The organism is Kaistella yonginensis, from assembly GCF_030409525.1.
Classification (GTDB): Bacteria; Bacteroidota; Bacteroidia; order Flavobacteriales; family Weeksellaceae; genus Kaistella; species Kaistella yonginensis.
Genome location: NZ_JAUFQB010000011.1, coordinates 166,630 through 179,430 on the forward strand (window position 1 = coordinate 166,630; position 12,801 = coordinate 179,430).

The following is a 12,801-nucleotide window of genomic DNA, read 5'->3' on the forward strand; positions in this document are numbered from 1 at the left end:
CGGTGCGGTTTTAAAATAAAATATTTTAAATAGTCTTGGGTTCATAAAAGAAGACCAATTTTTTCTTGGCATCATGGAAGTCAGTCCAGGTCTCACAGTCGATTTCAAAACCAGCGACGCCGCAGGTGGGGAACATAAATACATCTTCAGACATGCTGTTGGCAAAGTTAGAAATGCCGTTGTTATGAGAAAACATGGCCACGTGGGTTAGGCCATCATCTAACCCGAGGGTAATATTTTCGAAATGGGTATCAGAGGCATTGTACAGCTTTTGAATGGTTTCAATTTCGATCTGGTATTCTTTATTGAAAATTTCACACGTAGCAAAGGCGCGCAAGGCGGGGCTTGAAAAAAACTTCTCGATGGCGTGGTGGTTTGACTTTAAAAAGTGAGCCATCTTTTCAGCATCGTGGATGCCCTTTTCGGCAAGAGGCCGGTTGAAATCATCGGTGTTTTCTGGCCAATCACTTTTTGCGTGTCTTACGAGAATTAATGTTTTCATGCGTAACTTTTTTGAAACATTAAAATTATAAATTATTTTGGTAAGAACTTGAAAAAAAGAATTTAAACCTGCACAAAATCATTTCAACAAAATTTTATTAAATTTGCACACGATGTCACAAATACTAGCGATTGATTATGGAAAAGCCCGGTGCGGAATTGCCGTTACCGATGAAATGCAAATCATTGCAAGTGGTTTAGAGACCGTTCCCACCAAAGAAATATTTGTATTTTTAAAAAAGTATTTCAGTGAAAACACGGTGGATCAAATTGTGGTTGGTTTGCCAACGGATTTAAAAGGGAATGTAAATGACATTGAAACTGATATTTTGAAGTTTTTAGAAAAGTTCAAATTGCAGTTTCCAATCGTAGGAGTGGCAAGATTTGATGAACGTTTTACCTCGAAGATGGCCTCTTTTTTTATCTCCCAAAGTGGAAAGACAAAGAAAAAGCGAGAAGAAAAAGGATTAATTGATAAGGTGAGTGCAACCCTTATTTTGCAAAATTATTTAGAGCAAATACAGAAATGATATTACCGATTAGAGCATTTGGAGATGCCGTCTTAAGAAAACACTGCCATGAAATTAACCCAGATTACCCTGAGTTAAAATCCTTGGTTGAAAATATGTTCGAAACCATGCACAGCGCAAACGGTATCGGTTTGGCAGCGCCGCAAATTGGCCTGGATATTCGACTATTTATCGTAGATGTTTCTCCGCTGGCAGAAGATGAAGATTATGAAGATATTGCCCACGAGCTGAAAGATTTTAAGAAAGTCTTCATCAATGCAAAAATTCTGGAGGAGACTGGCGAAGAATGGAAATTCAATGAAGGTTGCCTCTCTATTCCCGATGTACGCGAAGATGTGAAAAGAAAAGAAACCATCCTGATCGAATATTATGATGAAAATTTCGTAAAGCATACCGACACGTTTTCAGACATGAGAGCGCGTGTTATTCAGCATGAATACGATCACATCGAAGGGATTTTGTTTACAGATCACCTCAGTTCTTTAAAGAAAAAATTAGTCAAAGGAAAGCTTATGAAAATTTCGCAAGGCGATGTATCTGTGACCTACAAAATGAGATTTCCGAAATAAAGGAAAATATCCTATTAAAAATTAAATTCAAACAAATAATATAAAAATGAAGTTAGAAAAAATTATATCAATTTCGGGAAAGCCAGGGCTTTATAAATTGATTTCGCAGTTGAAAAACGGGTTCATCGTAGAAGATGTATTGACCAAGAAAAAAGCCAGTATATCTAATTCTTCACAGGTTAGTTTGCTTGATAATATCGCGATGTTTACTTTTGATAAAGAAGTTCCTTTGTTCGATGTTTTCGAAAATGTGGCTAAAAACTTTGAGTACAAAGAAACCATTTCTCACAAATCCACCGACGCAGAATTGAGAACATTCATGACGCAGTCTTTACCTGAATACGATCATGACCGCGTGTATGTATCTGATATCAAGAAATTGGCGCAATGGTACAATATTCTACACAAAGCAGGCTATATCACGCCAGACAGTTTTGTAAAATCGGAAGAAACCACGGAAGAAGAGCCGGCCATCGCAGAAAAAAAAGACACAAAAAAAGCGGCTCCAAAAACTGAAAAAGCTTCGACTCCCAAAGCGAAAGCGTCAACTTCCTCTGCAAAAGGAGCTCCAAAGAGTACGCATAGAAAAATGGGTTAAGCAATAAATAGTTCATAAAAAGCAATAGCTAATCAATCATGATCTACACTTGCTTTTCTTACTAAATCCATCGACTTCGGCAAAGAGTTTTATTTTTGCCGAAGTTTTTATTTAAAGTAAATTTGAGCGAGATAGAAGCTCGAATTTAGAAATTACAAATAGAAGCGAGAAATAACCACCCAACACCCAACACTCACACATGAATTCCAGACAAGAACAGCTCGAGGCTTTTAGCCGACTTTTAGATATTATGGATGATCTGCGGGAGAAATGTCCCTGGGATCAGAAACAAACCCTGCAAACGCTTAGGCATTTGACTTTGGAGGAGGTTTATGAGCTTTCTGATGCGTTGCTGGAAGAAGATTTACCGGAAATCAAAAAAGAGCTTGGCGATGTTTTGCTGCATTTGGTTTTTTATGCAAAAATTGCCTCCGAGAAAGGAAGTTTTGACATCGCCGATGTGATTACTTCTTTGAATGAAAAATTGATTTTCCGGCATCCTCATATTTATGGGGATGTGGAGGTTAAAGATGAAGAAGAGGTGAAGCACAATTGGGAAAAACTGAAGCTGAAAGAGGGGAACAAGTCGGTACTTTCTGGGGTAACCAAAGGTACGCCGAGTATGGTAAAAGCCTACCGAATTCAGGACAAAGTAAAAGGGATCGGGTTTGAATTTGCCAATGCGGAAGATGCCTGGCAAAAGGTGGAGGAAGAGTTGAAAGAGTTTCATGCCGAGACTGATCCGGCAAAGAGAGAACAAGAATTGGGCGATGTCTTTTTTTCGCTTATTAATTATGCAAGAATTTCGGGAATTAATCCAGACTCCGCTTTAGAAAGAACAAATAGTAAATTTATCAAGCGATTTCAACACATGGAGACGCTCGCCGCTGCTGAAAATATGAAGGTGGCAGATTTAAGTTTAAGCCAAATGGATGCGCTTTGGGAAGAAGCCAAGAAAAATGAATAAACCTTCAGTTGAGCTGAAGGTTTAAGGATAAGTTGAGGTTAATAAATGATTGCTTAGTTGAAAAACTCGTGGTATTTTACAATTGATTCTTTCAGTTCTCCCACAATTTTATTGCCATCTTCTTTATTGTCTGCTTTTTTTAATTTGTCGATTTCTTCCATGTGTGGCAGCAACCAAGCATGTAAAACATCGTGAGGTGTTCCTTTGATGGTACAGCTTTTTAGGAGGTTATCATTGGTTGCGCTGAGGTTTTGTCCTAAAGTTTTATAGTCATCAGTCTCTGGTTTAAAGGCATTAAGCTGCGTTTCCATTTCATTGATGAAAGGTTTCATTTCTGCGTTCATGGTCCATTTTTCGCCATTGTTGAGTTCTAATTTTACATTCTCATCGTGTTCGTCGGTTGTTGCATGTTCGTCATGAGAGGCGTGATCGTCTGTGGCTGTTTGCTCTGTAGTCATGTGTTCTGCATGTTCATCGGTTTTTTTCTCACAAGAGATTACGACTGCTAAGCCTAACAAGGCTGATAAAATAATTTTCTTCATTTTTTAAATAATTTAGTAGTTATAAATAATAGTATTGCTGTAATTCCCAGTCGGAAAGCCATGGCTCCTACGGTTTTTGTTTCGTATAATCCGCCATTATTAATATGAATAAATAAGCCGACGTAGGCAAGAATTAAAATAAGGAGCGCTATGGTAAGCGGAAACCTGACCCAAATTTGATTTCGGATAATTCCGTACGCAGCGATTAAATAAAGAAGGCTGCAAATTAAATTTGCCCAGACGATACCGCCTACGTAATTCCCTTCTTTTTCCCTAATCCCAAACCAGTCGAAAATGACCGAGCTGCTCATGAATAAAGTCACAACTCCAATTAGAAGAAGAGAACCAAGAACCAGTGTTTTTTTCATAATGGTAAAAATTAGATTTTAAATATAGAGTTTATTAAGGAACTTTCGTATGATTTAAGTCAGATGAAAAAGTTTTTACCATGGTTTAAATGGACGGACTAGTTTGTTTTCTGATAGCGTAAAACCGCCCACGTATTAACCACTATTCCCAAGCCTATAATGAACCCAAAGTGCGGCAGCAAATCCATAAAACCGCTGTCTTTCAACATAATCAACCGAACGCCGTCTACGCCGTATGTTACCGGATTTACGTAGGCGATGTATTTTGCCCACTCGGTCATGCTTTCAGTCGGTGTGAAAAGTCCGCTCATTAAGATGAAAATCATCATGAAGAAAAAGACCATAAACATCGATTGCTGTTGTGTATCACTATAAACCGAAGCCAGAAGTCCCATTCCCAAAATGGTCACGAGGTAGACTGAAATGAAGGCATACAACAGTAAAAAACTGCCCTGCATTTGAATTCCATACACAAAAATGGTGACTATCAATCCGATGCTGAAGGCTAACATCGATAAGATCCAGAAGGGAATCAGTTTTCCCAAGATGAAATCACTTTTTTTAATCGGCGACACGTTGATTTGCTCGATGGTTCCGATTTCTTTTTCTTCTACAATATTCAAAGCGGTTAAATAACCCCCAATTAAGGTGACCAAAAAGGCCAGAATTCCGGGAACTAAAGCCAGACGGTAATTATAAGTTTCATTAAACCAGAACTTCGGTACGATATTCAACCCAGAAATTTTCTTGGCACTTTCTAATTCGGGGCTTATTTCTAATTGAACCTGCTGATTGTAATCCTGTAAGATTTGGGCGATATAAGAGCCAGAAAGGCCAGCTTTTGTTCCGTTGATCGCATTGATGGCGAGCAGCACTTTTTCATTACGGTCACGTAGTAAATTCTTTTCGAAGTTATTGGGGATTTCTAATATTAAATCGATCCTGTCCATCTCAACTTCGTGATAAGCTTCCTTGTAATTCTCGCCGTAGTCTAGGATTTTAAAATATCCAGAAGCGGTAATTTTCCGAATAAGTTCACGTGATTCAGTTGATTTATCATGGTCGATCACTGCGATTTTAATATCCTTAATCTCGTAGCTTGCCGCCAAAGGAAGAACGACCAACTGAATAACGGGCATTACAAAAATAATGGCTAAGATCGACTTGTTCCTGAATATTTGCAGGAATTCTTTTTTGATTAATATGCCTAAAGTTCTGAACATTTTTTTGTACTATGTATAATATATGATGTAAAATTTCTAATTGCTAAAGTTTTCTCTATTCTAAGCGGATTTTAAATCTTTTAACGGCAATCGCAAAAAGAACCAGCATCATTCCGATGAGAACTAAAACGTGTTTCCAGACTACTTCTAGGCCGGTTCCTTTGATCATGATGTTTTTTACGATTTCATAATACCATTTTGCGGGGATTGCATTGCCCACCACTTGTAAAGGAACAGGCATGTTTTCTACGGGAAACATAAAACCACTCAGCATCAAGGTTGGGAGCATGGTGCCAACTAACGCGATTAGCATAGCGGTTTGTTGACTATCGGTGACGATCGAAATAACAATTCCGAAGAGCAGATTGGTGATGATGAAGATGATGCTTATTCCAAAGAGTAATGGCATGCTGCCTTTGATCGGCAGATCGAGCACGGTGACACTTAAAATAAGAATCGAAACCAAAATAATCATCGACAAAATAAAGTAAGGGATGGCTTTTGCCAAAATAATAATATAGGGTTTCATGGGTGAAACAAGCAGTATTTCCATGGTACCGGTTTCTTTTTCGCGCACGATCGCGATGGCGGTCATCAACACACAAATAATGAGCAGGATTAAAGCCATTACTCCGGGTACAAAATTGGGTGCGCCTTTGAGTTGGGGATTATAGAGCATTCTGATTTCGGGCTGAACACCAGAACTTTGTTGCAGAGTTTGTTGGCCATAAAAATCCAGAATAATATTCGACATGAAATTATAGATTTGGTTCGCCATGTTAATGTCGGTTCCATCGGTGATGAGCTGTAATTGCGCTTTCTTACCACTGGTCAGATTTTGGGTAAACTGGGCAGGAATCACCAAAATCATTTTTATTTTTCCACCCTTGAATGCGTCTTCAGCCTGGTTGATGGATTTTAAATCTTGTTGTATATCAAAATATTGATTGGCCGCAATTTTTGCAACCAAGTCTATTGAGCTCTGTGATTTTTCCTGATCCAAAATCCCAATTCGCGTATCTTTAACTTCAGTACTCAAGGCGAAACCAAAGAGCAGAACTTGTACAACGGGCATCCCGAAAAGAACCAATAGCGTTCTTTTGTCACGCAGTACGTGCCAGAATTCTTTTTTTACAAAGGTGATTAATTGTTTCATTTTTTTAGTAGATAGCGGATCGTTGACAATTGATAGTTTAAAATAATAAACTGATCGTTATTTTCTTCCGAGATTTTCTTTAGTTGTTTTTACCATTTTTAGGCGTATATTTAATATTTCGATGCAGTCTGAAATAATGGATGGTTCTTCTTTTTTGTTGAGGTAATCGCTATTCAACTCTTTTCGCTCCTCTCGCTAATTCATAAAAAACATCGTCCATATTTTTTGCCTTAAATTGTTTCTTCAAATTTGCGGGAGTATCCAAAGCTGCAATTTTCCCATCTACCATAATGGAAACACGGTCGCAATATTCGGCTTCATCCATATAATGGGTGGTGACAAAAATGGTAATTCCACGATCGGACGCTTCATAAATCATATTCCAAAACTGTCGCCGAGTGACCGGATCTACGCCGCCGGTGGGTTCATCCAAAAAGACAATTTGAGGCTCATGAAAAATAGCGACCGAGAAGGCCAATTTCTGTTTCCAACCCAAAGGGAGTTGCGAAACCAATTTGTTTTTTTCATTTTCAAGACCCAGTTCCGTGATGAGTTGATTGCGCTTCATTCTTAATTCTTTCCTTGGTATTTCGTAAATTCCTCCGAAGAAGTTCAGGTTTTCTTTGACGGTTAAATTTCCGTACAAAGAAAATTTCTGACTCATATACCCGATGTTCTTTTTAATTTTTTCAGTCTCAGTGTATACATCATAACCGGCAACCGTAGCATTTCCAGAACTCGGAATGGAGAGGCCACTAAACATTCGCATCGCGGTTGTTTTTCCAGCTCCATTTGCACCGAGAAAACCAAAAATCTCTCCTTTTTTTACCTCAAAATTAAGGTGGTCTACGGCCGTAAAGTCGCCAAAAACTTTGGTGAGGTTTTCGGATTTAATGGCGATATTGTTATTTTCAGTCATCATTTTAATGAGATAATAAACGGATAAAACTGTCTTCGATACTGGCCGTCACCGGATAGATTTCGATGTTTTCACATCCTTCTTTTTGTAAATAATCTTTAATAATTGAAGGGTCAAAGTCGTCTTCTTTGTCAATGGTTAAATGCACAAATTCACCGTAGGCGTAGACATTTTTCTTTTGGTCAAAATTCTCCAAAGCGCCTAAAACAGTGGAAGTTCTACCGGCTTTTACTTCAAAGAGCAGGTCAGGAAAAGAATTACTCACATTTTCTGGCGTATCTATGGAGAGGATTTTCCCGTGGTTCATTAAGGCAATTCTGTCGCAAAGCGCCGCTTCATCCATATATGGTGTCGCCACGACCATGGTAATACCCTGTAGTTTTAACCGTTGAAGCATTTCCCAAAATTCTTTTCTGGAAACGGGATCTACTCCCGTGGTGGGCTCATCTAAAAAAAGAACTTTTGGTTTGTGAATTAAAGCACAGGATAATGCCAGTTTTTGCTTCATTCCGCCTGATAATTTACCAGCGCGCCGGTTTTTAAAAGGTTCAATTTGAATATAAATATCTTTTATTAAATCATAATTTTCGGCAATGGTCGTATTAAAAACACTCGCAAAAAATTCCAGGTTTTCCTCAATGGTCAAATCTTGATAGAGTGAAAATCTTCCCGGCATGTAGCCAAGAATCTTTCGGATTTCTTTATAATCTTTTACCATATCTAGGTTTTCAATGGTTGCAGAACCGGAGTCGGGGAGAAGAACGGTGGTCAACATTCGGAAAATAGAGGTTTTTCCGGCACCATCGGGACCGATTAAGCCAAAGATTTCTCCAGGTTTTACTTCAAAACTCACATCGTCAACTGCAAGAACTTTGTCGTTTTTCTTGCCATAGGTTTTGGTGAGATTTTGAACGGTAATTGATTTCATTGTTATGTTTGATGGGTTTCACCACAAAAGTCAAAAAAGTTTTCTTTTTAAAGTGGGAACTTATTAAGTTTTAAAGTTCAAAAAAGGTGTGCTTTTTTCTTATTGTGGATTTTAATGCTTTATTATTAATCTTTAATGCTTTATTATTAATCTTTTATGGCATTTATCTTTTGTGACTTTTTTGGTCAATTTAGTTTTTTGTTTAATCACGAGTCACAAAAGATTTTTCTTTTTAAAGATAAAACGTATTAGACTTTAAAGTTCAAAAAAGAGAACTTCGAAACTATTTTGTGAACTTTAATGCTTTATTATTAATCTTTTTAAGACATTCATCTTTTGTGACTAACTCTAAAATTTCACGTCGCCATACATTCCGATTTTCAAATAGCCATCATTTTTTACGTGAATTTTTACGGCATAAACCAGGTTAGCTCTTTCATTTTTTGTTTGAATGGTTTTTGGGGTGAACTCGGCTTTAGAACTGATCCAGTAGATATTTCCGTCGAGTTCTTTGGTAGTACCTTCACCAGCATCGATTAAAACCTTTACTTTTTGACCAATTTTCACCTGTGGCAATTGATCACCCGTGATGAATGTTTTTAAGGTCATCATCTGGAGTGCTGCCATTTTGAAAATAGGTTTCCCAACCACCGCAAATTCGCCCTCATTTAAATATTTGGTTAAGACCATTCCTGAAATCGGACTTTCAATCGAGTTGTTTTTTAATTGTTCATCGATCTGGTCAACTTTTTTCTGTGTAGGTTTTCTCTCGCTTAAAATGGCTCTGTTTTGAATCGATACATTTTCTTTGGTGGTTGAAATTTGTTGTTGCAAAACATTTAATTGACTTTGCGCTGCCGCAATTTGCCTCTGAATTACTTTGATCTGCCCATTGGCATCATCGAGTTGCTTTTTTGTCGCAGCATCTTTTGCCACTAGATTTGCAGTTCGATTTCTTTCACGGACTGCATTTTGAAGTTGCTCCTGCAGAATGGAAACATTGGCAGTTTGTCCCGAGATTTGGGATTGCAAGACCTGAATTTGTGGCAGTGCCGAATTTGTTTTTTGCTCAAGTGCATCCATGCTTGCCAGAACCTGTTCTTTTTGCAGTTCTACATTTTTAGGATCGATTTCGCCTACTTTTTCATTCGCAGAAAGTTCTTGTCCTTCTTCCAAATTTAATTGTAAAATGGTTCCATTTGCTTTTGCGGTAACAATGAGTTCATCTGCTTCGAAAGTTCCGGAAGCATCGTAATCTTCATCAGAATTGGTACAGGAGAAAAGGGCAAAAATGGTGAGAAGGAAGATGTATTTTTTCATCGGATTATTTTATTTTAAAGGAAATAGATTTTAATAGTTAGAAATTTGGTATGCAAACACTCAAAGACTCAATCACTGATTTAGTTGTGCTTTCAGGTTATATTGGGTTAAAAGATATTGGATCTCATGCGTTATTTTTTGGTTTTTAGCGCGGTCGAGTTCGTTAACTTCGCGCAAATAATCGCTGGTCGTGATGATTCCGTTTTCTAATTGGGCAAAAGATGATGCTTTTATACTTTCGCGTAAAACGATCAGCTCATTATCTTTGGTGAGTAGTTGCTGGATCTTCTCAAGTTCACTGTTCTTCTGAATGGTTTGAAACTGTTGATTAAATAAGAAGTTTTCTTTCTGAACCTCAATTTCCTTTTGTTGGATGCTGACGAGTGCTAAATCATTTTTCTTGGTGTAGAAGCCAGAGATCGGAATGTTTAAGCGTACGCCGCCGATATAAAAGAGGTCGAATTCATTTTTCAACATGTTAAATCCTGGCTTTCCATAACCGCCTTGGAAAAAAGCACCAATTTTCGGGGTGTTTTTAGAGGTGATATTCGATTTTTGCTGCTCCAAAGCTTGTTTCTGTAAATCGAAAAGTTGCAGTTCAGCCCGTTTATTTTCGTCTAAAATTAGAATTTTTTCAGGTTTTTCGAGGGTTGTGGATTCATCCAAATTTCTTTGAATAAAGAGGGAAAGCATTTGGATAAAACCAATTCTTATCGCCCGCAGTTCCATTTGTTTTTGGTCGATATTTACCAATTGTGCCTTCAACACGTCTACATTGCTACGGAAGATGACCCCATTTTGCAATTGAGCTTCGGCTTTTTTTAGTCCATTGGTAATATCTGATTTGGTGAGTTCTGTTTGTTTAAGTTGTTCATCAGTTTGCAAAATTCCAAAATATATTTGGTTGATTCTCATTTCCAATTGATCGGTTTCGACTTCGGTTTTTTGCAATTCTATTTCAGCATTGATGGTCGCCATTTTCTTTTGGTTGGCAATCATTCCGCCATCGTAAATATTCTGTTGAATATCTGCAAAAACTTTATATTGGTCTTTAGTAACGGGCTCAACAGTCATGTTTGGAATCTGAATTGGTAGTTGCGTGACCTCATTTTGGTAGGTTGCCTGTCCGATGACTTGAATTTGAGGAAGCCAACCTTTCGCGGCATTTTGCAAATTATATTCCTTGGTTTTGGCAATTAAATCGTGTCTTTTGATGAGCGGATAATTGTGCTTCGCCAGATCATAACATTCTTCTAAAGTCAATGTTTGTGCGGTGACAGTAGAGATAAGAAAGATAAAAAGATATTTTAAATGTTTCATTAGAGCGCTTTTAGATGATCGACATTAGATGTTAATTATTAGATATTAAAAATGTGTTGATTACAATTAATTATTCAACATCATTTTAATCCACATGGGAACCAAAGTTTTTCTTTCCGTAGCAAATTTTTGAAATTCATCATCGTCCATTAAGTCGAAAGATTGTAAAATAGGTTTGCCTAAAAAGGGAAAAACAGTCATGCTTAAATAGTTCAGTAGAAAGTGAAAAGGGTTTTGGTCTGGTTGCTTTTCTCTAATCTGTTGCATTAAAAAAGAATTATTTAAAACTTTTTCAAAAGGCAAAATTGATTTTACATCAGAAGTTTTCTTTTGAATTTCACTTAAGACGAAAATCGGGAGGTTGGGATTTTTTGTTAAAATATCGAAGTATTTTACACTTGCCAAATCAATTTTCTCCTCTAATGTGGTTTTTTCGTTGGTGACGATAGGAATGATTTGACCGAATAATAAAACGATTTTCACTTTCATGACCTGTTCAAACAGTTTTTCTTTGGTTCGGAAATAATAATTCAGCAAGGCCAGATTAATACCAGCTTCTTCTGCAATATCGCGGGTTCGTGTACCGGAAAACCCTTTTTCGGTAAAAACCTTGGAAGCGGCGAGTAAGATTTTATCTTCGGTTGAAAGTTCGGTTGTTGCCATTTTTAAATTAATTCTTCTGCAAATATAGAATTAATTTTTTGATTTAAACAAATGAATTAATTAAATGATTAAATCAACTGGGCTTGTGGTCTAAAAAAATGCCACCTCGATTTATATTCGGGTGGCATTTTGTAAACTAGTGAACGGTTATTTTTTGAGAAACTGGATCGATTCCACAGTTCCATTTATATCGGTTAATTTTAAAATATACTGACCCGCAGGAAGATAAACTATATTCAATGGTGTCTTTCCGGAGGTTTTTTCTGAAACAACCATTTGGCCCGTCATCGTATAAACCGTATAAAAAGTAAATTCTTTGTCAGATTTAACATATAGCTCGTCTTTTACAGGATTGGGATAAACGGTCGGCCTTTGGTTTATTTTCACTGAACTTACACCCAAAGGACCATCTGCTGTAATTTCTACATAGATGAAGTTGCCTTGTAAAACGTTTCCAGTAGATTGCCAAAGTGCAGAAAACAGCGTGCCATAGCCTGTAGAAGTTGTGGGAGCTGCTTGAACGGATCTGGAAGAAATTCCGGTACCGCTGTGTCTTATTTCAATCAATAGATTGCCGCCGGTATATTGCCAGGCACTGCTGAAAGTGATTTTAAAGCTAAAATTATTTGGGTTAGACCCGACTGTTAAAGCTCCTGCAGGAATCACTAAACTGCCTGTTCTTACTTTAGTTTGGGGACCTACAACATTGGCTGTAAAATCGAGTTGCCGATCAGCTGGTTCAACACTATCACTCAAATAGATATCAAATGCAGACATGGTCAAAGCGTTTGCAGGCCAGCTATCGACTGTACTTGCTGGCAATCGAAATGAAATTGACGTAAGGTTTTTTCCTACCAAAGAGGTGAGTAAGCTATCATCGATAATAAATTGTAATTTTCTTGCGGCGTTTCCGAAAGGTCCAATAAACGAGCTACCCTCATTGCTGTTAGGAAGCACTAATGTTGTTTGTGCCTTGGTTGTGGTATTGTAGCCAAACATCATGATTAGTCCGATTAGTGCAGAAAAAAGTCTTTTCTTTATCTTCCGCCCGGAATGGGATTTTGGAAAAATATTTGGATTTTTGTAAAAAGTAATTTTTGTTTTCATAGTCAATAATTTTTTTTGGTTTAAAACAAATTTAGGTAAAATTATAATGAGGTTTTCATGACTTTTGATCAATCATATTCAAAAAAAATG

The 12,801-nt window shown here is 37.4% G+C and carries 15 protein-coding genes; 4 read left to right on the plus strand and 11 right to left on the minus strand.

Annotation, left to right across the window (positions count from 1 at the left end; translation table 11 throughout):
* Positions 1–25: 25 nt before the first annotated feature.
* Positions 26–502: a SixA phosphatase family protein gene (locus QWY78_RS05180; protein WP_290217266.1), complete on the minus strand. Its 477-nt coding sequence runs from the start codon at positions 500–502 to the stop codon at positions 26–28.
* A 112-nt stretch (positions 503–614) separates the two neighbouring features.
* On the opposite strand from QWY78_RS05180, the gene ruvX reads away from it, so the two are divergent.
* The 4 genes from ruvX (at position 615) to mazG (ending at position 3,165) form a co-directional block, all read left to right on the plus strand.
* The gene (ruvX, locus tag QWY78_RS05185) at positions 615–1,031 is read left to right on the plus strand and encodes a Holliday junction resolvase RuvX (protein ID WP_290217268.1); all 417 of its coding nucleotides are present in this window, start codon (positions 615–617) and stop codon (positions 1,029–1,031) included.
* The gene (gene def / locus QWY78_RS05190; RefSeq protein WP_290217269.1) at positions 1,028–1,600 is read left to right on the plus strand and encodes a peptide deformylase; all 573 of its coding nucleotides are present in this window, start codon (positions 1,028–1,030) and stop codon (positions 1,598–1,600) included. Before ruvX ends, def begins: the two co-directional genes overlap by 4 nt.
* Before the next feature lie 46 nt (positions 1,601–1,646).
* The gene (locus tag QWY78_RS05195; protein WP_290217270.1) at positions 1,647–2,198 is read left to right on the plus strand and encodes a DUF5606 family protein; all 552 of its coding nucleotides are present in this window, start codon (positions 1,647–1,649) and stop codon (positions 2,196–2,198) included.
* Between the two features lie 199 nt (positions 2,199–2,397).
* Positions 2,398–3,165, plus strand: coding sequence for a nucleoside triphosphate pyrophosphohydrolase (mazG, locus tag QWY78_RS05200; RefSeq protein WP_290217272.1), 768 nt, complete (start codon positions 2,398–2,400; stop codon positions 3,163–3,165).
* Between the two features lie 53 nt (positions 3,166–3,218).
* Here mazG and QWY78_RS05205 read toward each other — a convergent pair whose 3' ends face one another.
* The 10 genes from QWY78_RS05205 to QWY78_RS05250 form a co-directional block, all read right to left on the minus strand.
* Positions 3,219–3,707 carry a hypothetical protein gene (locus QWY78_RS05205; RefSeq protein ID WP_290217274.1) on the minus strand — a complete coding sequence of 163 codons (489 nt, stop codon included), beginning with the start codon at positions 3,705–3,707 and terminating at the stop codon, positions 3,219–3,221.
* The gene (locus tag QWY78_RS05210; protein WP_290217276.1) at positions 3,704–4,075 is read right to left on the minus strand and encodes a hypothetical protein; all 372 of its coding nucleotides are present in this window, start codon (positions 4,073–4,075) and stop codon (positions 3,704–3,706) included. The genes QWY78_RS05205 and QWY78_RS05210 overlap by 4 nt, the downstream gene beginning before the upstream one ends.
* 98 nt (positions 4,076–4,173) lie before the next feature.
* On the minus strand, positions 4,174–5,298 hold the full coding sequence (locus QWY78_RS05215) for an ABC transporter permease (RefSeq protein ID WP_290217277.1): 1,125 nt from the start codon (positions 5,296–5,298) through the stop codon (positions 4,174–4,176).
* A 55-nt stretch (positions 5,299–5,353) separates the two neighbouring features.
* Positions 5,354–6,454 (minus strand): ABC transporter permease, encoded by a 1,101-nt coding sequence (locus QWY78_RS05220; protein ID WP_290217280.1) that lies wholly within the window; start codon positions 6,452–6,454, stop codon positions 5,354–5,356.
* A gap of 169 nt (positions 6,455–6,623) precedes the next feature.
* Positions 6,624–7,376: an ABC transporter ATP-binding protein gene (locus tag QWY78_RS05225; protein ID WP_290217282.1), complete on the minus strand. Its 753-nt coding sequence runs from the start codon at positions 7,374–7,376 to the stop codon at positions 6,624–6,626.
* A 1-nt stretch (position 7,377) separates the two neighbouring features.
* Positions 7,378–8,301 (minus strand): ABC transporter ATP-binding protein, encoded by a 924-nt coding sequence (locus QWY78_RS05230; RefSeq protein WP_290217284.1) that lies wholly within the window; start codon positions 8,299–8,301, stop codon positions 7,378–7,380.
* A 348-nt stretch (positions 8,302–8,649) separates the two neighbouring features.
* Positions 8,650–9,621, minus strand: coding sequence for an HlyD family secretion protein (locus QWY78_RS05235; protein ID WP_290217285.1), 972 nt, complete (start codon positions 9,619–9,621; stop codon positions 8,650–8,652).
* 72 nt (positions 9,622–9,693) lie between these two features.
* A complete protein-coding gene (locus QWY78_RS05240) occupies positions 9,694–10,941 on the minus strand; it encodes a TolC family protein (protein ID WP_290217286.1) in 1,248 nt (415 codons plus the stop codon).
* Positions 10,942–11,007: 66 nt separating this feature from the next.
* Positions 11,008–11,604, minus strand: coding sequence for a TetR/AcrR family transcriptional regulator (locus QWY78_RS05245; protein ID WP_290217287.1), 597 nt, complete (start codon positions 11,602–11,604; stop codon positions 11,008–11,010).
* Between the two features lie 147 nt (positions 11,605–11,751).
* On the minus strand, positions 11,752–12,711 hold the full coding sequence (locus QWY78_RS05250) for a T9SS type A sorting domain-containing protein (RefSeq protein ID WP_290217288.1): 960 nt from the start codon (positions 12,709–12,711) through the stop codon (positions 11,752–11,754).
* Positions 12,712–12,801: the final 90 nt, after the last annotated feature.

Bases quoted from the DNA above. Each gene is read 5' to 3' on its own strand.
- QWY78_RS05245 (WP_290217287.1), bottom strand. From the start codon at position 11,604: ATGGCAACAACCGAACTTTCAACCGAAGATAAAATCTTACTCGCCGCT.
- ruvX (WP_290217268.1), top strand. From the start codon at position 615: ATGTCACAAATACTAGCGATTGATTATGGAAAAGCCCGGTGCGGAATT.
- QWY78_RS05225 (WP_290217282.1), bottom strand. From the start codon at position 7,376: ATGATGACTGAAAATAACAATATCGCCATTAAATCCGAAAACCTCACC.
- def (WP_290217269.1), top strand. From the start codon at position 1,028: ATGATATTACCGATTAGAGCATTTGGAGATGCCGTCTTAAGAAAACAC.
- mazG (WP_290217272.1), top strand. From the start codon at position 2,398: ATGAATTCCAGACAAGAACAGCTCGAGGCTTTTAGCCGACTTTTAGAT.
- QWY78_RS05180 (WP_290217266.1), bottom strand. From the start codon at position 502: ATGAAAACATTAATTCTCGTAAGACACGCAAAAAGTGATTGGCCAGAA.
- QWY78_RS05215 (WP_290217277.1), bottom strand. From the start codon at position 5,298: ATGTTCAGAACTTTAGGCATATTAATCAAAAAAGAATTCCTGCAAATA.
- QWY78_RS05230 (WP_290217284.1), bottom strand. From the start codon at position 8,301: ATGAAATCAATTACCGTTCAAAATCTCACCAAAACCTATGGCAAGAAA.
- QWY78_RS05195 (WP_290217270.1), top strand. From the start codon at position 1,647: ATGAAGTTAGAAAAAATTATATCAATTTCGGGAAAGCCAGGGCTTTAT.
- QWY78_RS05210 (WP_290217276.1), bottom strand. From the start codon at position 4,075: ATGAAAAAAACACTGGTTCTTGGTTCTCTTCTTCTAATTGGAGTTGTG.
- QWY78_RS05220 (WP_290217280.1), bottom strand. From the start codon at position 6,454: ATGAAACAATTAATCACCTTTGTAAAAAAAGAATTCTGGCACGTACTG.
- QWY78_RS05250 (WP_290217288.1), bottom strand. From the start codon at position 12,711: ATGAAAACAAAAATTACTTTTTACAAAAATCCAAATATTTTTCCAAAA.
- QWY78_RS05235 (WP_290217285.1), bottom strand. From the start codon at position 9,621: ATGAAAAAATACATCTTCCTTCTCACCATTTTTGCCCTTTTCTCCTGT.
- QWY78_RS05205 (WP_290217274.1), bottom strand. From the start codon at position 3,707: ATGAAGAAAATTATTTTATCAGCCTTGTTAGGCTTAGCAGTCGTAATC.
- QWY78_RS05240 (WP_290217286.1), bottom strand. From the start codon at position 10,941: ATGAAACATTTAAAATATCTTTTTATCTTTCTTATCTCTACTGTCACC.